The 20,311-nt window shown below is 61.0% G+C and carries 17 protein-coding genes; 7 read left to right on the forward strand and 10 right to left on the reverse strand.

The window, feature by feature from the left end:
• Nucleotides 1–5: 5 nt before the first annotated feature.
• On the forward strand, nucleotides 6–3,644 hold the full coding sequence (locus ATI14_RS29045) for a transporter substrate-binding domain-containing protein (protein WP_031320068.1): 3,639 nt from the start codon (nucleotides 6–8) through the stop codon (nucleotides 3,642–3,644).
• Between the two features lie 39 nt (nucleotides 3,645–3,683).
• On the opposite strand, the gene ATI14_RS29050 is transcribed toward ATI14_RS29045, so the two are convergent.
• Entirely contained in the window at nucleotides 3,684–4,166 is a 483-nt protein-coding gene (locus ATI14_RS29050; protein WP_016972316.1) for a GAF domain-containing protein, read from the reverse strand.
• Complete coding sequence (locus tag ATI14_RS29055) at nucleotides 4,163–5,053, reverse strand: ATP-binding protein (RefSeq protein ID WP_016972317.1); 891 nt, start codon at nucleotides 5,051–5,053, stop codon at nucleotides 4,163–4,165. Before ATI14_RS29055 ends, ATI14_RS29050 begins: the two co-directional genes overlap by 4 nt.
• A gap of 165 nt (nucleotides 5,054–5,218) precedes the next feature.
• On the opposite strand from ATI14_RS29055, the gene ATI14_RS29060 reads away from it, so the two are divergent.
• Entirely contained in the window at nucleotides 5,219–7,528 is a 2,310-nt protein-coding gene (locus tag ATI14_RS29060) for a hybrid sensor histidine kinase/response regulator (protein WP_031320070.1), read from the forward strand.
• On the opposite strand, the gene ATI14_RS29065 is transcribed toward ATI14_RS29060, so the two are convergent.
• From ATI14_RS29065 to msrB, 3 genes are all read right to left on the reverse strand, one after another.
• Nucleotides 7,482–7,973 (reverse strand): MarR family winged helix-turn-helix transcriptional regulator, encoded by a 492-nt coding sequence (locus ATI14_RS29065; RefSeq protein WP_016972319.1) that lies wholly within the window; start codon nucleotides 7,971–7,973, stop codon nucleotides 7,482–7,484. The genes ATI14_RS29060 and ATI14_RS29065 overlap by 47 nt on opposite strands.
• On the reverse strand, nucleotides 7,970–8,455 hold the full coding sequence (locus ATI14_RS29070) for a glutathione peroxidase (protein ID WP_016972320.1): 486 nt from the start codon (nucleotides 8,453–8,455) through the stop codon (nucleotides 7,970–7,972). Before ATI14_RS29070 ends, ATI14_RS29065 begins: the two co-directional genes overlap by 4 nt.
• Before the next feature lie 159 nt (nucleotides 8,456–8,614).
• Nucleotides 8,615–9,007 (reverse strand): peptide-methionine (R)-S-oxide reductase MsrB, encoded by a 393-nt coding sequence (gene msrB / locus ATI14_RS29075; RefSeq protein WP_016972321.1) that lies wholly within the window; start codon nucleotides 9,005–9,007, stop codon nucleotides 8,615–8,617.
• A 202-nt stretch (nucleotides 9,008–9,209) separates the two neighbouring features.
• On the opposite strand from msrB, the gene ATI14_RS29080 reads away from it, so the two are divergent.
• Together ATI14_RS29080 and htpX are read left to right on the forward strand one after the other, a co-directional pair.
• A complete protein-coding gene (locus tag ATI14_RS29080) occupies nucleotides 9,210–10,421 on the forward strand; it encodes a pyridoxal phosphate-dependent aminotransferase (RefSeq protein ID WP_016972322.1) in 1,212 nt (403 codons plus the stop codon).
• Nucleotides 10,422–10,723: 302 nt separating this feature from the next.
• A complete protein-coding gene (gene htpX / locus ATI14_RS29085) occupies nucleotides 10,724–11,611 on the forward strand; it encodes a protease HtpX (protein WP_016972323.1) in 888 nt (295 codons plus the stop codon).
• Nucleotides 11,612–11,754: 143 nt separating this feature from the next.
• Here htpX and ATI14_RS29090 read toward each other — a convergent pair whose 3' ends face one another.
• Entirely contained in the window at nucleotides 11,755–12,408 is a 654-nt protein-coding gene (locus ATI14_RS29090; protein ID WP_016972324.1) for a thiopurine S-methyltransferase, read from the reverse strand.
• 101 nt (nucleotides 12,409–12,509) lie between these two features.
• On the opposite strand from ATI14_RS29090, the gene ATI14_RS29095 reads away from it, so the two are divergent.
• Entirely contained in the window at nucleotides 12,510–13,277 is a 768-nt protein-coding gene (locus tag ATI14_RS29095; protein ID WP_016972325.1) for a DODA-type extradiol aromatic ring-opening family dioxygenase, read from the forward strand.
• A gap of 207 nt (nucleotides 13,278–13,484) precedes the next feature.
• Here the strand turns inward: ATI14_RS29095 and ATI14_RS29100 are convergent, their stop codons facing one another.
• The gene (locus tag ATI14_RS29100; RefSeq protein ID WP_016972326.1) at nucleotides 13,485–15,158 is read right to left on the reverse strand and encodes a DEAD/DEAH box helicase; all 1,674 of its coding nucleotides are present in this window, start codon (nucleotides 15,156–15,158) and stop codon (nucleotides 13,485–13,487) included.
• 423 nt (nucleotides 15,159–15,581) lie between these two features.
• Between ATI14_RS29100 and ATI14_RS29110 the strand changes: the two genes are divergently transcribed.
• Nucleotides 15,582–16,373 (forward strand): crotonase/enoyl-CoA hydratase family protein, encoded by a 792-nt coding sequence (locus tag ATI14_RS29110; RefSeq protein WP_016972327.1) that lies wholly within the window; start codon nucleotides 15,582–15,584, stop codon nucleotides 16,371–16,373.
• Between the two features lie 106 nt (nucleotides 16,374–16,479).
• On the opposite strand, the gene ATI14_RS29115 is transcribed toward ATI14_RS29110, so the two are convergent.
• Nucleotides 16,480–17,235, reverse strand: coding sequence for a spermidine synthase (locus tag ATI14_RS29115; protein ID WP_016972328.1), 756 nt, complete (start codon nucleotides 17,233–17,235; stop codon nucleotides 16,480–16,482).
• Nucleotides 17,236–17,359: 124 nt separating this feature from the next.
• On the opposite strand from ATI14_RS29115, the gene ATI14_RS29120 reads away from it, so the two are divergent.
• Nucleotides 17,360–18,706, forward strand: a complete 1,347-nt coding sequence (locus tag ATI14_RS29120; protein WP_016972329.1) for a class II 3-deoxy-7-phosphoheptulonate synthase — start codon at nucleotides 17,360–17,362, stop codon at nucleotides 18,704–18,706.
• A 98-nt stretch (nucleotides 18,707–18,804) separates the two neighbouring features.
• Here the strand turns inward: ATI14_RS29120 and ATI14_RS29125 are convergent, their stop codons facing one another.
• Nucleotides 18,805–20,037, reverse strand: a complete 1,233-nt coding sequence (locus tag ATI14_RS29125) for a winged helix-turn-helix domain-containing protein (protein ID WP_016972330.1) — start codon at nucleotides 20,035–20,037, stop codon at nucleotides 18,805–18,807.
• 46 nt (nucleotides 20,038–20,083) lie between these two features.
• Nucleotides 20,084–20,290, reverse strand: a complete 207-nt coding sequence (locus ATI14_RS29130; protein WP_026082958.1) for a DUF1127 domain-containing protein — start codon at nucleotides 20,288–20,290, stop codon at nucleotides 20,084–20,086.
• Between the last annotated feature and the right edge of the window lie 21 nt (nucleotides 20,291–20,311).

Consider the following 20,311-nt stretch of genomic DNA (forward strand, 5'->3'; position numbering starts at 1 on the left):
AGCGGATGCCCAGCCGTATAAAGGACTATTTGATTACATTGATTGCCGGCCTGTGCATCAGCACAACCGCGCCCGCTGCTCCACCGACCGGCCCGGAACACTTCGCCCTGCTCAGCCGTGCGAGTGCCGTTCAGCTGGACATTCAACTGGACAAGGCTCAACGCCAGTGGCTGCAAAACAAACGCGAACTGGTGCTGGGCACGGCGGCGCCCGATTATCCGCCCTTCGACCTCACCTCCAGCGGGCATGACTACGAAGGCCTTACCGCCGACTATGCCGGGCTGCTGGCCAAGGCCCTGGCACTGCCGATAAAAGTGCTGCGCTATCCTTCCCGTGATGCAGCGATTCATGCCCTTGAAGCGGGTGAAATAGACCTGCTGGGCTCCTCCAACGGGTTTGAGGCGGCCAACCCCAATCTCACGCTGTCTGCACCTTATGCCGTGGACCAACCGGTACTGGTCACCCGCGAAGGCGAAACACGCAGCCTCGCAGACGGCCTGGCCGGGCTGCGCGTCAGCCTCGTCTACCACTACCTGCCGCTCAATGAAGTGGAGAAGTTGTACCCGCACGCGATCATCCGCGCCTATCCGTCCTATCAAAATGCGTTGAATGCGGTTGCGTTCGATCAGGCCGATGTTTTCCTTGGCGATACCATTTCCACCCATTACATGATCAACAAGGGCTACCTGAAGAACATCCGCATGGCCAATTTCGGCAAGCACGAAGCCTACGGGTTCAGCTTTGCCCTGCGTCAGGACCAGCGCATGCTGTTGGGTATTGTCGATGCAGTGCTTGCCGGAGTGCCCACCAATAAACGCGACAGCATCGCCAAGCGCTGGAGTGCCGGCAGCGACATTTTGCTGTCGGATCAGAAGCTGCAGTTGAGCCAACGCGAAGAGCGCTGGTTGAGCGAACACCCCGTGGTCAAGGTGATCGTCAATGAAACCTTCGCGCCGCTGACGTTTTTCGATGGAGATGGCAATTTTCGCGGCATTACCGCCGACCTGCTGGAATTGATCCGTCTGCGCACCGGCCTGCGTTTCGAGATCCTGCGCGGCCGTGATGTCAGTTCGATGATCGAGCAGGTCGACAACGGCCATGTCGACATCATCGGGGCGATCGCGCCCAGCGCCGAACGCGAAGCACAACTGAATTTCAGCCGCCCTTATCTGGAAAACTCCTATGTGCTGTTGACTCGCAAGGAACCCGGCGCCCCCTCAAACCTGGAGCAAATGGCCGGCAAGCGTTTGGCGATCACCCAGGGCAACCCGCTGAACGCTCTCCTGAAAGAAGAGTTCCCCCGGATTCAACTGGTGGAAACCAGCGATACGTTCAAGGCATCGGAGCTATTGGCTCAGGGCAATGTGGACGGCGCGGTGAATTCGCTGGTCATCGCCAACTACTTTCTGTCCTCACAAGTGTTCCAGGACAAATTGCAGATCAGCAGCAGCGTGAGCACGCTGCCGGCCACGTTTTCCCTGGCGACCTCGCGCCGTGCAACCGAATTGAGCTCAATTCTCGACAAGGCGCTGCTCAGCATTGCTCCCGATGAACTGGGCATCATCAACAGTCGTTGGCGCGGCTACACCGCAGCTTCCGATAGTTACTGGCGCAATTACCATCAATTGATCGCACAAATCATTGTCGGTACCGGTTTGCTATTGGTGATTTCACTGACCTGGAACGCCTACATGCGCCGCCAGATCAAGCACCGGAAAATGGCTGAGCGCGCCCTTAACGACCAATTCGAGTTCATGCGTGCACTGGTCAACGAAACCCCGCACCCCATCTATGTGCGTGATCGCCGGGGGCTGCTGCAGACCTGCAACGACAGTTACCTGCAGGTGTTCGACGTCAAGCGCGAAGACGTGATCGGCAAGAGCGTGGTCCAGATGGACATGGCGCTCGAATCGGAAGCCGCGCAATACCATGCCGACTACCAACGGGTCGTCGCCGAAGGTAACCCGCTTATTCTCGATCGAACCCTGCATATCCACGGGAAAAAACTGACGATCTATCACTGGATCCTGCCGTACCGGGACTCCGTCGGTGAGGTCCAGGGCATCATCGGTGGCTGGATCGATATCAGTGAGCGCCGCCAACTGTTCGACAAGTTGCGCGCCGCCAAGGAGCGCGCCGACGAAGCCAACCGCGCCAAAAGTACGTTTCTGGCCACCATGAGCCATGAAATCCGTACGCCGATGAATGCGGTGATCGGCATGCTCGAGTTGACCCTCAAGCGCGCCGACCAGGGCCACCTCGACCGTCCCGCGATTGAAGTGGCCTACCACTCGGCCAAGGACCTGCTGGAGTTGATCGGCGACATTCTGGACATCGCGCGTATCGAATCCGGGCGCCTGAGCCTTGCGCCGGAGCGCGTGAACCTGCGGGAAGTCATCGAGTCGGTGGTGCGCGTATTTGATGGTCTGGCGCGCCAGAAAACCCTCAGCCTGCTGCTGGAGTTCACACCGGAGCTGAACGACACCGACGTGCTCATCGACCCGCTGCGCTTCAAGCAGGTGCTGTCCAACCTGGTGAGCAACGCCATCAAATTCACCGAGCGCGGCGTGGTGAAGATCCGGGTCGACGTGCAGCCCACCGAACTGTCACAGCAAGTCGAGATGAAACTGGTGGTGGAAGACACCGGCATCGGCATCAGCCGCGAGGACCAGTTGCGCCTGTTCGAGCCCTTTGCCCAGGCCGACAACTCCGGCCACCTCGCCCGCAGTGGCGCGGGTCTGGGCCTGGTCATCTGCCGCAACCTGTGCGAAATGATGGGCGGGCAACTGAGCCTGAGCAGTGTGCCCTTGGTCGGCACACAGGTGCACGTCAACCTGACAATGACGTGCCTGCCGCAGGTGCAGCCCGTGCAGGAACTCAAGCCGATGACGCCCGCCCTCGCCCCGGTCCTCAATGTGCTGGTCGTGGACGACCACCCAGCAAACCGCTTGTTGATGTGCCAGCAACTGGGGTACCTGGGTCACCAATTCACGGCGGCCCAGCATGGCGCCGCAGGCTTCCATGCGTGGCGCCAGGAGCGCTTTGACCTGGTGATTGCCGACTGCAACATGCCGATCATGAATGGCTACGAATTGTGCCGCTCGATCCGCGAATACGAGCAGCGTGAACAGCTGCCGCCCTGTGTGGTACTGGGTTTCACCGCCAATGCGCAACCCGAGGAAAAACTGCGTTGCGCCGAAGCCGGAATGAACGACTGCCTGTTCAAACCCATCAGCCTCACCGCGCTGGAACGCCAACTGGCGCAGATCAAACCGCAGGCGTGCAGCACACGGCTGGACTTGAGCGGCCTGGACGCGCTGACGGGCGGTGATCCACTGCTGAGCCGGCGCCTGCTTGAAGAACTGTTGAGCAGCAGTTGCCATGATCGCCAGGCATTATTGGCGATGCTGACGCGCAAAGCCTGCCCGCAGGACATCATTGACCAGGCGCACAAGATCAAGGGTGCCGCCCGCATCGTGCAGGCAGAGGGACTGGCCGGTGCCTGTGAAGCGCTGGAACAGGCATGCGTGCGAGGCGTTGACGAGACGGCCATCGACACCGGCATCAAGACCCTGGAAAAATGCATGCTTGAACTGGAGAGGATGCTGCAGATGCGCCTCAATGACATGGAGGCGACGCTGTAGTCAGGAGCGAATGTGGCCATTCGCCCCTGCAACAGCCGATCAGCAGTCGGTCAAACGCAGGAAAATCGCCGCCAATTGCTCGATACCCGCTTGATCCTGCGGGGTGAAGCGGGCCAGCAACGGGCTGTCCAGGTCGAGGACGCCCACCAGCTTGTCGCCCTTGATCAGCGGCACCACCAGCTCGCTGTTGGAGGCGCTGTCACACGCGATATGCCCGGCAAACGCGTGCACATCTTCGACGCGCTGGGTTTGCCGCGAAGCCGCCGCTGCGCCGCACACGCCGCGACCGAATGGAATGCGCACGCAGGCGATCTGCCCCTGGAACGGGCCGAGCACCAGTTCTTCATCGCGATTAAGGTAGAAACCCGCCCAATTCAGGTCATCCAGCTGATTGAACAGAAAGGCCGAGAACTGGGCACTGTTGGCAATGAAATCCCGCTCATCGGCCAGCAAAGACTCCAACTGCGCACACAGCATGGCGTAACCCTCCAGGCCCGTAGCGGCGTGTTGTAAATCGATCATGCTTGACGCTCCAGCAGTTTGAGGCCCACCCAGTAACGGGCGAATTGATAGGCACAGCGGCCATTGCGGTTGCCGCGCCCGGTGGCCCAGCGCACGGCCAGGATGTCGAGTTGTTCGTCGCGCTGCCACTCCAGACCGGCCTTGGCCGCCAGTTCGCCGATCCAGTGCTCCACCACGTCCAGGAAGTGTTCCTGGGTGAACGGGTAGAACGACAGCCACAAGCCAAAGCGGTCCGACAGGGCAATCTTGTCTTCCACCGCTTCGCTGGGGTGCAGTTCGCCGTCCACGCGCTTCCAGTTATCGTTGTCGCTCTGGTTTTCCGGTACGAGATGGCGACGGTTGGAAGTGGCATACAGCAGCACGTTTTCCGGCGCCTGCTCCAGGGAGCCGTCCAGCACGCTTTTGAGCACCCGGTAGTCGCCCTCGCCCGCTTCAAACGACAGGTCGTCGCAAAACAGGATAAACCGCTGCGGCAGCTTGAGCAGTTGCTCGACCACGCGCGGCAGGTCGGCCAGGTGGTCACGCTCGATCTCGATCAGACGCAAACCGGCCTTGGCGTGTTGGGCGAGCAACGCGCGCACCATCGACGATTTGCCGGTGCCCCGCGAGCCCCACAGCAGCGCGTGGTTGGCAGGCAGGCCATCAAGAAACTGCTGAGTATTGCGCGCCAGTGTTTCGCGCTGTTTGTCCACGCCGATCAGGTCGGACAGGCGCATGTCCAGGCTGACTTCCAGCGGCAGCAAAAAGCCCGTGCGGCCTTCACGCTGCCAGCGGGCGGCCAGGCACTGGTTCCAGTCGATGGCCGGGCGCAGCGCGGGCAACAAGGGTTCCAAGCGAGCAAGCACCGCGTCGGCACGCTCAAGAAAGGCATTCAATCGAGAATCCACGATTATTCCTCTGGCAAGTTCTTGCAAAAGATGGCGTATTGGCAACCCTGCGGCAGACCGCACGAGGCTGCGTAAAAAAATCGATTCGTGCCGGGCAAGCCAGAGCCTGTGGATGTTCAGCTATGCTTGCCGGGCGAAGGGAAACGTGAAGTGGTTCAACACCCGATGGATATCAAGTTCGCCCACCGCTTGTCTTATAAACAAGCCAGATTGACTGTGCTGGTCGGTTTCGTCTTGGGAACCTTGCTCAGTCTGATCCAAATCGGCATTGATTATGCCAGTGAAGACGCATCCATCAACCGTGAAATACGCTCGCTGATCGAAATCAGCCACAACCCCGCCTCACGTATCGCCTATAACATCGACGCCGAGCTCGCCCAGGAGCTGACCCTGGGCCTGTTGCATTCACCGGCGATCATTCGCGCGCAGTTGATCGACAACAATGGCGTGGTACTGGCCGACGTCAACCGCCCGCGCAAGGAAAGCACCTATCGGCCCATCAGCGACTTTCTGTTTGGCGCCAACCGCCAGTTTGAAGACCGCCTGTTCCTCAGCCACATGCCCAACGACGCCCTAGGCCTACTGCGCCTGGACGTCGATACCTACGCCTTCGGCAGCCGATTCCTGCACCGCGCCGAGATCACCCTGCTCAACGGCTTCGCCCGCAGCCTGCTGCTGACTGGCATTCTGCTGGGCCTGTTCTACGTGATGCTGACCCAGCCGCTGGTGCGCATCATCCGCGCACTCAGCACCAGCAAGCAGACTCATCTGGACTGCCCGCCGGGGCATGAGCACGACGAAATCGGCGTGCTGGTCAGCGTTGCCAACCAGCAATTCGAAAACATGGAGACCGAAATCCAGCAACGCCGTCACGCCGAAGACCGCCTCACCGAATACCTGGGGCAACTGGAAGATATCGTGTCCGCGCGCACCCTTGAGCTCAAGGCCAGCAACCAACGGCTGAGCCAATCGAACGATGAGCTGGAGGCCGCGAAAATGACCGCCCTGGGCATGGCCCAGGCGCGGGCGGCCTTTTTGGCCAACATGAGTCATGAAATCCGCACACCGCTCAACGGCCTGCTGGGGATGATCGCACTGTCGCTGGACAGCCCGCTCAATGCCGAGCAACGCCAGCAACTGTCGATCGCCCACGATTCGGGCAAGGTGCTGGTGGAACTGCTGAACGACATTCTGGATTTGTCCAAATTCGACGCCGGCCAGCTGGAACTGGAAACGATCCCGTTCGACCTCGGCTCACTGGTGGAAGACACCGCCAACCTGTTGTCGCAAAACGCCGCGCCGAGCGTGGAGCTGACCTGCCTGATCGACCCGCTGTTCCCCGCCCAGGTGGTCGGCGACCCGACCCGCGTGCGGCAAATCGTCAGCAACCTGCTGTCCAACGCCTTGAAATTCACGCGTTTCGGCCGCGTCGACGTGCGCCTGAGCGCCCACCAGGGCGGGGTGAAAATCGAGGTCTGCGACACCGGCATCGGCATTGCGCAGGATGCACAGGTGAAGATTTTTCAACCCTTCACCCAGGCCGGCGCCGGTATCACTCGCCAGTTTGGCGGCACGGGCCTGGGCCTGGCGTTGACGCATAACCTGTGCGAAGCCATGAAAGGTCGCCTGAGTATCAGCTCGGAGGTCGGCTTCGGCAGCCAGTTCTGCGCCGAACTGCCATTGCCCCCTCATTTGCCGGCGGCCCGCCAGGCGCCATTGGCCGGCGAAGTCATCGCGATGACCAACACCGACAGCGGCCTGACCGAGCTGTTGACCACCCTGCTGCCTCATTGGGGGCTTACGCCTCGCTGCTATCCCCTGGATGCCGACTTGAGCGGGCAAACGCCTGACCTGTTGATCACTGACTGCCCGCAATGCCTGTTCCGCCTGCGCCCCACGATCAGCGCGCCGATCCTGCTGGTCACCGCGTATGGCAATTTCATGCCCAGCGAAGAAGTCGCCGCCCTCGGGCCGTTGCAACAACAGGCCCGCCCGTTAAGCCGCAATGCGCTGTATCAGATTCTGCAGCGCAACCTGCGCAGCGATGAACAGTTGATCCTCGATACCCTTCAAATGGAGGCCGCGCCCCTCGTGCACCGCGCGCGCATCCTGCTGGTGGAGGACAACCCGGTCAACCAACTGGTGGCCAAGGGCATGCTCAGCAAGCTCGGCTGCGAGGTCATCGTGGCCGCCCATGGCGGTGAAGCGCTCAAGCTGCTTGAAGAGCAGCGCTTCGACATGGTGTTGATGGACTGCAATATGCCGGTGATGGACGGCTACGAAGCCAGCCGGCAGATTCGCCGCAGCGGGCGCTGGCCGGACCTGCCCATCGTCGCCTTGACCGCCAACGCTTTGTCGGAAGAGCGCGAGCGATGCCGCGCCGCGGGCATGGACGATTACCTGGCCAAGCCATTTCGCCGCGAAGAGCTCAATGCCTTGCTGGACCTGTGGGTGCCCAGGACGACAAGCCTTTGATCTGCGCCAGTAACTGATCCAGGCCCTTGCGCAAGGCATCGGCCTGGTTCAGGTCGACGCCGCTGTCACACAGCAAGCGGGTTTTCAGGCTGTGGGCTTCGTCGTGCAACCTGGCGCCCGCCTCGCTCAACCCCAGATGCACTTCACGCTCATCCATAGCACTGCGCTGACGCCTGACCAACCCCAGTTGTTCAAGACGCTTGAGCAGCGGCGTCAGGGTGCCCGAGTCGAGCATCAGGCGCTCACCCAAGGCCTTGACCGTGGGTTGCGCAGGCTTTGTGGCGTGCCATTCCCACAGCACCAGCATCGCCACGTATTGCGGATAGGTCAGGCCCAGTTGATCGAGCATCGGCTTGTAGGCGCGTGTGACCGCCCGCGAGGCGGCGTAGAGCTTGAAGCACAGCTGGTCGTCCAGGGCCAGTGACACGGTGGGAGCGTTGGTCATTTGAGCAGTGCTTCGATCTCTTGGGTCAGGTCCTGCGGCTTGGTGGTGGGGGCGAAGCGCTTGACCACCTGGCCATCACGGCCGATCAGGAACTTGGTGAAATTCCATTTGATGCCCTTGGAGCCCAACAGGCCCGGCGCTTGTTTTTTAAGCTGCACGAACAGCGGGTGGGCGGCGTCGCCGTTGACGTCGATCTTCTTGAACAGCGGGAAGCTGACGCCGTAGTTCAGCTCACAGAACTCGGAAATCGCCCCTTCGTTGCCGGGTTCCTGCTTGCCGAACTGGTTGCAAGGGAAGCCCAGCACCACCAGGCCCTGGTCCTTGTACTGCTGCCAGAGTTGCTCCAGCCCTTTGTACTGCGGGGTGAAGCCACATTTGCTGGCGGTGTTGACCACAAGGATGGCCTTGCCGGAGAAGTCGGCCAGGGTCTTTTGCTCGCCCTTGATGGTGGTGCACGGGATGCTCAGCAGTTTGTCGCTCATGGCAGTGCCTCGACGCTAAAGGAAGAAGGGCAAAACATAGCTTGCGATTCAATTGCGTGCAATTTAATTGATCGCCGTGATAAGCCGTAATGGGTGCAAATGTGGGAGCCGGGCTTGCCCGCGATGCAGGCAAGCCAGCACCCACACACGCCCTCTGCCTTAGCGCGGCACGAGGTCCAGGCACACCGAATTGATGCAATAACGCAGCCCCGTCGGCGGCGGGCCGTCTGGGAACACGTGCCCCAGATGCGCATCGCACTTGGCGCAGGTGACTTCGGTGCGGATCATGCCGTGGCTGACGTCACGGATCTCGATCATGGCGCTGTCGGCAATCGGCGCATAAAAACTCGGCCAACCGCAGCCGGAATCAAACTTGGTCGACGAATCGAACAGCGCTTCATGGCAGCAAATGCAGTGGTACACGCCGTCGGTCTTGGTGGCGTTGTACTTGCCGGAAAACGGGCGCTCGGTGCCCTTCAGCCGACAGACTTGATATTGAGCGGGGTCGAGCATTTCCCGCCACTCCTCCAGCGTTTTATCCAACTTTTCCATCGGTACACCTCGGCAACTGAAAAACCCTGATCTGTGTCTTTTCCATGGATCAGGCGGCACGTATGATTGCGCCTCTTCAAAACGCCAGTCTGGCACCCGCGCTACCGGCATTCAAACGTATTTATGGGTGCGGGCCCCGCAGATTTCGCAGTACGGTAGTGCCCACACCGTCTGGATCGTTCATTTTCAGGATCACATCGCCATGCAGGTCAGCAAATCGAACAAGCTCGCCAACGTCTGCTACGACATTCGCGGCCCGGTGCTCAAGCACGCCAAACGCCTGGAAGAGGAAGGCCATCGCATCCTCAAGCTGAACATCGGCAACCCGGCACCTTTTGGTTTCGAAGCGCCGGATGAAATCCTCCAGGACGTGATCCGCAACCTGCCGACCGCCCAGGGCTACAGCGATTCCAAAGGCCTGTTCAGCGCGCGTAAAGCCGTGATGCAGTACTACCAGCAGAAGCAGGTCGAAGGTGTCGGCATCGAAGACATCTACCTGGGCAATGGCGTGTCCGAGCTGATCGTGATGTCCATGCAGGCCCTGCTCAACAATGGCGACGAAGTGCTGGTGCCGGCTCCGGACTACCCGCTGTGGACCGCGGCCGTGACCCTGGCCGGTGGCCATCCGGTGCACTACCTGTGTGACGAAGGCGCCGACTGGTTCCCGGACCTGGCCGACATCAAGGCCAAGATCACCCCGAACACCAAGGCCCTGGTGATTATCAACCCGAACAACCCGACGGGCGCCGTGTATTCCAAGGAAGTGCTGCTGGGCATGCTCGAACTGGCGCGCCAGCACAACCTGGTGGTGTTCTCCGACGAGATCTACGACAAGATCCTCTACGATGACGCCGTGCACGTGTGCACCGCCTCCCTGGCGCCGGACCTGCTGTGCCTGACCTTCAACGGCTTGTCCAAGTCCTACCGCGTGGCGGGCTTCCGCTCCGGCTGGATCGCCATCTCCGGCCCCAAGCACAATGCCCAGAGCTACATCGAAGGCATCGACATGCTGGCCAACATGCGCCTGTGCGCCAACGTGCCGAGCCAGCACGCCATTCAGACCGCCCTCGGTGGCTACCAGAGCATCAACGACCTGGTCTTGCCGCAAGGCCGCTTGCTGGAGCAGCGCAACCGCACGTGGGAACTGCTCAACGCAATCCCGGGGGTCAGCTGCGTGAAACCCATGGGCGCGCTGTATGCCTTCCCGCGAATCGACCCTAAAGTCTGCCCGATTCTCAACGACGAAAAGTTCGTGCTCGACCTGTTGCTGTCGGAAAAGCTGCTGGTGGTGCAGGGAACCGCGTTCAACTGGCCGTGGCCGGATCACTTCCGCGTGGTGACCCTGCCGCGCGTGGATGACCTGGACATGGCCATTGGTCGCATCGGCAACTTCCTCAAGTCCTATAGCCAGTAAGGATGTGGCGCTGTGCGACCGGCATTCGGTCGTACAGCGCGTATCTGGCAACACTTCTTTGCCGTTCTCCCCCACTTCCCTGCCACGGCACGCCACGGATCGGTCAGCCCCCATGATTACGGGGCGGCAAGACGAAAAATCGCTGACGTCTGTCGGCTTTAGCGCTCGGAAAAGCCCTTCAAGGCTCTACATTCAGGCTGTAGGACACAGTTTGAAATAGTCGCTCGGTTGAATCACCCCAAGGCGCACCTTATATACCCCGCAGTACGCGACATATTAAGCATGAGGAGAACCCTACAACCATGATGCGCATCCTGCTGTTCTTGGCCACCAACCTGGCGGTCGTGCTGATTGCCAGCATCACCCTGAGCCTTTTCGGCTTCAACGGGTTCATGGCGGCCAACGGGGTTGACCTGAACCTCAATCAGCTGCTGGTTTTCTGTGCGGTCTTTGGTTTTGCCGGCTCGCTGTTCTCGCTGTTCATCTCCAAGTGGATGGCGAAGATGAGCACCAGCACCCAGGTCATCACCCAGCCACGCACCCGTCACGAGCAATGGTTGTTGCAGACCGTTGAGCAGCTGTCCCGCGAGGCTGGCATCAAAATGCCCGAGGTCGGGATCTTCCCGGCGTATGAAGCGAATGCCTTTGCCACGGGCTGGAACAAGAACGACGCGCTCGTTGCGGTGAGCCAGGGCATGCTCGAACGCTTCTCCTACGATGAAGTGAAGGCTGTGCTGGCCCATGAGATCGGCCACGTAGCCAACGGTGACATGGTCACCCTGGCGCTGGTACAGGGCGTGGTGAACACCTTCGTGATGTTCTTCGCGCGGATCATCGGCAACTTCGTCGACAAGGTCATCTTCAAGAACGATGAAGGCCGCGGCATCGCCTACTTCGTGGCCACCCTCTTCGCCGAAGTGGTGCTGGGCTTCCTGGCCAGTGCGATCACCATGTGGTTCTCGCGCAGACGCGAATTCCGTGCTGACGAAGCCGGTGCGCGCCTGGCCGGCACCGGCGCCATGATCGCGGCGCTGCAACACCTGCGCTCCGAACAGGGCCTGCCGGTGCACATGCCGGACAGCCTGACCGCCTTCGGCATCAACGGCGGCATCAAGCAAGGCATGGCTCGCCTGTTCATGAGCCACCCGCCGCTTGAGGAGCGCATTGACGCGCTGCGTCGTCGCGGTTGATAGCGGGCCAGTGACACAAAAAAGGGGCGATATGATCGCCCCTTTTTTGTGGCCGCTGGAATCGCCATCGCGGGCAAGCCCGCTCCCACAGGGAAACTCGGTCTACTGTAGGAGCAGGCTTGCCCGCGATGGCGATGGCAGGCTCACCGTGTCAGCCGGTACACGCGCTCTTCCAGCCGGGTAACGCCATCCTGCACAAACTTCCAGCTCTCGCCCAGAATGTCCTGTTCCTCCAACACATCCAGCGTCCATCGCCCCCCGAATAACAACCTCACCTCATCATCCGTCACCGCAAACGGCGGGCCGGCTTTTTGTGCCTGGTCATAGTCGAGGGTGATCAACAGCCCCCGGCAACGGGAACCCAGCAGACTATTGAGATGCTCTACGTACTGCGCACGCATCAGCGGCGGCAAGGCGATCAACGCGGCACGATCGTAGAGCGCCGTGCAGTCGGCCACCGCATCGGCGTCCAGCGCAAAGAAATCACCGCACCACAGCTCGATCTGCTCCGTCTGGTAGACCTTGAAAGCGCCCTGCTGGCGGATCCGCGGCACGAGCCCCTGCTCATCGAAAAACGCCTGTACAGCCTGCTCCGACAACTCGACGCCCATCACCCGATAGCCTGCACTCGCCAGCCAGACCAGATCCAGACTTTTACCGCACAACGGCACCAATACCTTCGAGCCTTGCGCCAATTCCAGCTGAGACCAGTGCCGTTGCAGGTAGGGGTTAACTTCGGGCAAATGAAAGCCAATCTGATTGCGCGCCCAGCGCTCTTGCCAAAACTTGGGTTCCATAAAACACCCTGAAAATTCGATCAAAAAGGGCTAAAACTTATATTAGATTTAGATCAATGATCTGATTGAAGATGGGCCATCTTAACGCTAAGGACCCCATTATGTTCCCCAGCCTGTTTATCTCCCACGGTTCGCCGATGCTGGCCCTGCAACCCGGCGCCAGCGGCCCGGCATTGCAACGCCTGGCCGCCGAACTGCCACGCCCACAAGCGATTGTAGTGGTGTCGGCCCACTGGGAAAGCCAAGAGTTACTGGTCAGCGCAAGTCCCGCACCCGAAACCTGGCACGACTTTGGCGGCTTTCCGCGCGAGCTGTTTGCCGTGCAGTACCCGGCGCCAGGTGATCCGCAACTGGCCAGTGAAATCGTCGGGCTGCTGCACGCCGAGGGCTTGAGCGCGCGCGTGGATGAACGCCGCCCGTTCGACCACGGCACCTGGGTGCCGCTGTCGTTGATGTACCCGGCGGCGGATATTCCGGTGGTGCAGGTCTCCCTGCCCAGTCGCATGGGGCCGGCTCTGCAGACGCGCGTCGGGCATGCCCTGACCGGCCTGCGCGAGCGAGACGTACTGCTGATCGGCTCTGGCAGCATCACCCATAACCTGGGCGAACTGAACTGGCGTGCCGGGCCTGAAGCGATCGAGCCCTGGGCACGCGACTTCCGCGACTGGGTGGTAGACAAACTCGCAGCCAACGATGAAACCGCGCTGCACGACTATCGTCGCCAGGCGCCGCACGCCGTGCGCAGTCATCCCAGCGATGAGCATTTGCTGCCGTTGTACTTTGCGCGTGGTGCGGGGGGCGAGTTCAGTGTTGCGCACCAAGGCTTTACCATGGGCGCACTGGGCATGGACATCTACCGCTTCGGCTAACGCAAATCCAATGATGCAAACGGGCGTGTGTGGGAGCTGGCTTGCCTGCGATGCAGGCACCTCGTTGTGTCAGGCAGACCAGGGTGATCCTATCGCAGGCAAGCCAGCTCCCACACTTGATTGAGGTTGATCCTGAATTGAGCAGGCAAAAAAATCCCCGAACAGGTCGGGGATTTTTTTTGTGCGATCAATCAGCCCAAAGGCGGATCAATCTTCGCGATAGCGACGCAGCTTCAACTGCTTGCCGGCAACGCGCGTGTCTTTCAGCTTGGCCAGCAGTTTTTCCAGGCCATCTTCCGGCAGCTCCACCAGGGAGAAGCTGTCACGCACCTGGATGCGACCGATCGCTTCACGGGCCAGGCCACCCTCATTGAGGATAGCGCCCAGCAGGTTTTTGGCAGCGATACCATCACGCGCGCCCAGCGCGGTACGGCAACGCGCACGGCCTTCAGCCAAGGGAACCGGAGCGCGACGCTCACGATCACCACGGTCCGGGCGGTCGCCGGAACGCTCTGGACGATCACCGCGTGGCGCGCTGTTCGGAACCAGTGGACGTTCTTTTTCGATGGCCGCCAGGGTCAGGGCCTGACCGTTGGTGGCTTTGCGCAGCAGTGCTGCAGCCAGGGCACGCGGGGTGCAACCGATATCGGCGGTCAGGCGGTCCAGCAGGTCGCCGTGGGTCGATTCAGCGTCAGCCACCAGCGGCGACAGGCTGTTGGTCAGTTTCTTGATGCGGGCATCGAGAACGGCCTGGGCATCCGGCAGGCGGACTTCAGCGACTTTCTGACCGGTTACACGCTCGATCACTTGCAGCATGCGGCGCTCGCGTGGCGTCACCAGCAGCAGGGCACGGCCTTCGCGACCGGCACGGCCAGTACGGCCGATACGGTGAACGTAGGATTCCGGGTCGTACGGCATGTCAACGTTGAACACGTGGGTGATACGTGGAACGTCAAGGCCACGGGCAGCAACGTCGGTCGCCACAACGATGTCCAGACGGCCATCCTTGAGGGAGTCGATCACGCGCTCACGCTGGTTCTGGGCGATGTCACCGTTCAGCGCAGCGGCTTTGTAGCCTTTGGCTTCCAGGGCGCTGGCCAGGTCCAGGGTCGCTTGCTTGGTGCGCACGAACATGATCAGGGCGTCGAAGTCTTCGACTTCCAGCAAGCTCAATACAGCCGAGGTCTTCTGGTCAGCGTGAACCAACAGGTGAGCCTGTTCGATCGCGGTAACGGTCTGGGTCTTGGTCTGGATCTTCACGTGTTCCGGGTCACGCAGGTGACGCTCGGCAATGGCACGGATCGACTGTGGCAGTGTGGCCGAGAACAGTACGGTCTGACGGGTCGGTGGCAGCGCCTTGAAGATGACTTCCAGGTCATCCATGAAGCCCAGCTTCAACATTTCGTCAGCTTCGTCGAGAACCAGGTGGTTCACGGTCGACAGCACTTTTTCGTCGCGACGCAGGTGGTCGCACAGACGGCCCGGGGTGGCGACAACGATTTGTGCGCCATTACGGATTGCTTTGAGTTGTGGGCCCATAGGCGCGCCGCCGTAAACGGCCACAACGGTTACGCCCGGCATTTGCTTGGCGTAGGTTTCGAAAGCGGTTGCTACTTGCAGCGCCAACTCACGGGTTGGCGCCAGGATCAGGGCTTGCGGTTCGCGCTTGGCAGGATCGATGCACTGCAGGATAGGCAAAGCGAACGCGGCAGTTTTGCCGGTACCGGTTTGCGCCTGGCCAATCATGTCCTTGCCGGCCATGATGATCGGGATCGACTGCTGCTGAATCGCCGAAGGCTCTTCGTAGCCAGTCGCTGCGACGGCTGCAAGAATATTCGGGTTCAGATTAAAAGCGGCGAAGCCGCCGGTTTCCTGGGTCATGGGTCTGCCTCTAAGTGCATCCGCAAAGACCCATGCTCCAAAGCTGCGCATGCCGTGTTGAGACTCAAGAGTCGCCCTGGCTGCTTTGTCGGCGGGGATTTGCGAAAACGAATGAATGAAAAAAGATTCGTCAAGGAAGAGTCCGCTGTGCGGACGCGCAGCCGAAGCTGGCTTCGGGGAATTGCGCTACCTAAACGCGGCCCGGTTAAAGGCCGGCGCGCACTATACCGGAAATACCTGAAAAAGGGAGCTTTTTTTATCGGAAACCGCCGATAAACCGCGCTGCGTCACCGCCTTTGCAGAGAACGCCGGCAAGGTCTATTTTTCAAAGGCCCGGCCCTGCGGGTCATCACGCTTAAACGTTTCACCCGCTGACCGATACCTTTGGTCCGAAAACCCTGATCCAGCCCGAGAGCCCACCTGATGAATCAAGCCAGTAGCAGTCGCGTCAGCCGTGAATTGCAAGGCCATGTCCTGCTGTTGGGCCTGGACCGGGTTGCCAAACGCAACGCCTTCGACCTGGATTTGCTCAATGAACTGAGCCTGGCTTATGGCGAATTTGATCGAAATGACGATGCGCGGGTCGCCGTGGTGTTTGCCCATGGCGACCACTTCACCGCCGGGCTGGACCTGGCCAGCGTCAGCGGCGTGATGGCCGGAGGATGGCAACCGCCGTTGGGCGGTTGCGACCCTTGGGGCGTGTTCGCCGGCCCCAGGGTCAACAAACCGGTGATCGTCGCCGCACAGGGTTACTGCCTGACCATCGGCATCGAGCTGATGCTGGCAGCCGATATCAACCTCTGCGCCAGCAACACCCGCTTCGCGCAGATGGAAGTGCAGCGTGGGATCTTTCCGTTTGGCGGCGCGACATTACGCTTTCATCAAATAGCCGGCTGGGGCAATGCCATGCGCTGGCTGCTGACCGGTGACGAGTTCGACGCCCATGAAGCCCTGCGCCTGGGCCTGGTGCAGGAAGTAATGGCCAGCGAAGACTTGCTGCCCCGCGCCCTCGAGCTGGCCAACCGCATTGCGCGCCAGGCACCGCTGGGGGTGCAGGCTACCTTGATGTCGGCGCGATTGGCGCGCATGGAAGGTGAGGCCGTCGCGGCGGCGGCGTTGCAGCCTGTCGTAGAGCAGCTGCTGGACAGTGAGGATGCCAAGGAAGGTGTACGGGCGATGCTCGAGAAACGGCCCGGGGTGTTCAAAGGCATATGAGTCGGCTGGCAGGGCCTCTTCGCGGGCAAGCCCGCTCCCACCCTTGAATGTATTCACAGTTCAACTGTGGGAGCGGGCTTGCCCGCGAAGGCGTCCGCCCAGACAATCAAGTTGCCGGCCGAATCGCCTTGATCAGCGACTGCAACGAATAGCCCAGGCGCGGCGCCAAGGCTTCGGCACGGGCCGACAGCGCCGGCACATCCAGTTCCTGATCCAGATCGGACGGCACCAGCAGAATCACATTGCCCTCCTTCACCGGCAGCTCCCAATAATGCCGGTGGTACAACCCGCGCAACAACGCCGCGCCCAGCGGTTTGCCATCATCGGTCGCCCACTGATTGATCACCAGCCAGCCGCCGGGGTTGAGTTTTTTCTGGCAGTTTTCCAGGAAGGTCCAGGCGAGGTGCCCCACGCCAGGGCCGACATCGGTGTACAGGTCGACGAAAATCAAGTCGGCCGACTCGGCGGTATCCAGCAATTGCAAGGCGTCGCCAATGCGAATGTACAAGCGCGGGTCGTCATCCAGCCCGAGGTACTCAATGGCCAGGCGCGGCACGTCGGGGCGCAGTTCGATGGCCTCGACGTCTTCCAGCGACAGAAACTTGAGACATGCCTGGGTCAACGTGCCGGCGCCCAACCCCAAAAACAGCGCGCTTTCCGCCTGTTCATGGCACAGCGCGCCAATCAGCATGGCACGGGTGTAGTCGTATTCCAGCCAGCTCGGGTCGGCGGTGAAGACGCAACTTTGCTCGATGGCGTCGCCAAATTCGAGAAAACGGTAATCGGCCACTTCGAGCACACGGATCATGCCGAAGTCATCGTGGACCTCGGCCAGCAGGCGCTCGACACGCTCTTCGGTCATCAGTACTCCTAAACGGTTCGGCGCAAGGCAAAGGCGCGATTGTCGGCCAAGCGGCGGCAACAGGTCACGCACTAATTGCTGATAACATTGGCGCCCTACCGTCAATCAACCTATCGAGTTCATGATGAGCCAACCCTGGAGCCCCGACAGCTGGCGCGCCCTGCCAATCCAGCAACAACCCCGGTACCCGGACGCTGCGCACTTGCTGCAAGTGGAGCAGAACCTGGCCAGCTACCCGCCACTGGTGTTTGCCGGGGAAGCCCGCGAGTTGCGCCGTCAGTTCGCCGAAGTGACCCAGGGCCGCGCCTTCCTGCTGCAGGGCGGCGACTGCGCCGAAAGCTTCGCCGAGTTCTCCGCCGCGAAAATCCGCGACACCTTTAAGGTGCTGCTGCAAATGGCCATCGTGATGACCTTCGCCGCCGGCTGCCCGGTGGTGAAAGTCGGACGCATGGCGGGCCAGTTCGCCAAGCCGCGCTCGGCCAATGATGAAACGATCGACGGCATCACCCTGCCCGCCTACCGGGGCGATATCGTCAACGGTATCGGCTTCGACGAAAAAAGCCGCGTGCCGGACCCGGACCGTTTGCTGCAGTCCTACCACCAGTCCACCGCCACCCTCAACCTGCTGCGCGCCTTTGCCCAGGGCGGTTTCGCCGACCTGCACCAGGTGCACAAGTGGAACCTGGACTTCATCGCCAACTCTGCCCTGGCCGAAAAGTACAGCCAACTGGCCGACCGCATCGACGAAACCCTGGCGTTCATGCGCGCCTGCGGCATGGACGACTCGCCGCAACTGCGCGAAACCAGCTTTTTTACCGCCCACGAAGCTCTGCTGTTGAACTACGAACAAGCCTTCGTGCGCCGCGACAGCCTGACCAACGACTACTACGACTGCTCGGCCCACATGCTCTGGATCGGCGACCGCACCCGTCAACTCGACGGCGCCCATGTGGAATTCCTGCGCGGGGTGAACAACCCGATCGGCGTGAAAGTCGGCCCGAGCATGAACCCCGAGGACCTGATCCGCCTGATCGACATTCTCAACCCGGACAACGACCCCGGCCGCCTCAACCTGATCGCGCGCATGGGCGCGGGGAAAGTCGGCGACCACTTGCCCGGCCTGATCCGCGCGGTGCAGCGCGAAGGCAAGCAGGTGCTGTGGAGTTCCGACCCGATGCACGGCAACACCATCAAGGCCAGCAGCGGTTACAAGACCCGCGACTTTGCGCAGATTCTTGGCGAGGTGAAAGACTTCTTCCAGGTGCATCAGGCCGAAGGCAGCTATGCCGGCGGGATTCATATCGAGATGACCGGGCAGAATGTCACCGAGTGCATCGGCGGCGCGCGGCCCATTACTGAAGACGGTTTGTCGGACCGTTATCACACTCACTGCGACCCGCGGATGAATGCCGATCAGTCGCTGGAGCTGGCGTTTCTGATTGCCGAGACGTTGAAACAGGTCAAACGTTGAGACCCTAGTCGCCAGGGCTGACGCCATCGCGGGCAAGCCCGACTCCCACATTGAAAATGCATTCCTCTGTGGGAGTCGGGCTTGCCCGCGATGAAGCCCTACAAACCAACACCGATATTTGCCATGGCCACCCTCAAACGGTCAGCACTCGGCCGCAGACAGTTGAGCTGCACCTGCTCCAACCCCAACCAGTCAGCCATCTGTCGCAAATTCAACGCCAGCGCCAGCATCCCCTCCTCATCCAGCCCCGGCTCTTCCTCGTGCACCGCGTGCACCGCCAGCCGCCCGTTGGCGCGTTCGGCGCGCAAATCCACGCGCGCGGCGATGCGTTCGTTGTGCAGGAAGGGCAACACGTAATAGCCGTACACCCGCTTGTCTTGCGGCGTGTAGATCTCCAGGCGGTAACGGAAATCGAACAAGCGCTCGGTGCGCGCACGCTCCCAGATCAATGAATCAAAAGGCGACAACAAGGCGCTGGCGGGTACTTTGCGCGGCACTTTGGGATCGGGCAGGCAGAACGCCAGGGCTTTCCAGCCTTGAACCCGGCAGGTCAGCAATTGGCCGTCTTCGACCAGTTCAGCCAGGCGATTGCGGCTGTCGGCAGGGTCGAGACGGAAATAGTCGCGCAGGTCTTTTTCCGTGCCCACGCCCAGCGCGGTAGCGCTGTGCAGCAGCAAGCCGCGCTGGGCCTCGGCTTCGCTTAACGTCGTTTGTTGAAGGATTTCGCCCGGGATAACCCGTTCCGGCAAGTCATACAGCCGCTCAAACCCGCGCCGACCGGCGACGGTCACCAGTCCGGCGGCAAATAGCCATTCCAGCGCATGCTTTTCATCACTCCAGTCCCACCAGGGCCCGGCGCGCTCCTCGCGCGTCGACAAACTGCCAGCCCCCAATGCGCCCTGGCGCTCGACGGTCTGCAATACCCGCTGAATCGTGGCCTGTTGCTCGCGGCCAAAACGCGCCATTTGCGAATAAATCCCCTGCCCCTGCCTGGCCCGCTCCATGCGCCACCGCATCAACGGGTACAACGCCATCGGCAGTAATGACGCCTCGTGGCCCCAGTATTCGAACAATGAACGCCGACGGCCCTGGCTCCACGCTGCGTGTTCAAGGATCAACGGCGAGTAATTGCCCAAGCGGGAAAACAGCGGCAAGTAGTGGGAGCGCACCACGGCGTTGACCGAATCGATTTGCAGCACGCCCAGGCGATCAATCAACCGGTTGAGGTGCGCAGCCTTGATCAATGCAGGCGGCTGGCGCCCGGAAAAACCCTGGGCCGCCAGCGCCATGCGTCGTGCTTGCTTAAGTGAAAAAGACAGATCGGCGGGCATGGGTTTCTCCATCAAGGGTGCGCCGACCACCCTACCCCATCGCGGCTCATTTTCGCAGCGGGTCTTGCCAGAAATGCAGGTGGCGCTCCTGCTCGACATCACCACGGTTGAGTCCGATATCCTTGAGCGCCTCGTCGCTCAGACTCGCCAGCAATTGACGCTCATGATGCAGCGTCTGCCAACGCGCCAGCGTGTGAAACAGCCCGGAAAACGGACGTTTCGTCATCAACACAAAACCTTTCTGACCTTTCATCTTCTCGCCCTCCAGTGGGGA

It is taken from the genome of Pseudomonas tolaasii NCPPB 2192, assembly GCF_002813445.1.
GTDB lineage: Bacteria > Pseudomonadota > Gammaproteobacteria > Pseudomonadales > Pseudomonadaceae > Aquipseudomonas > Aquipseudomonas tolaasii.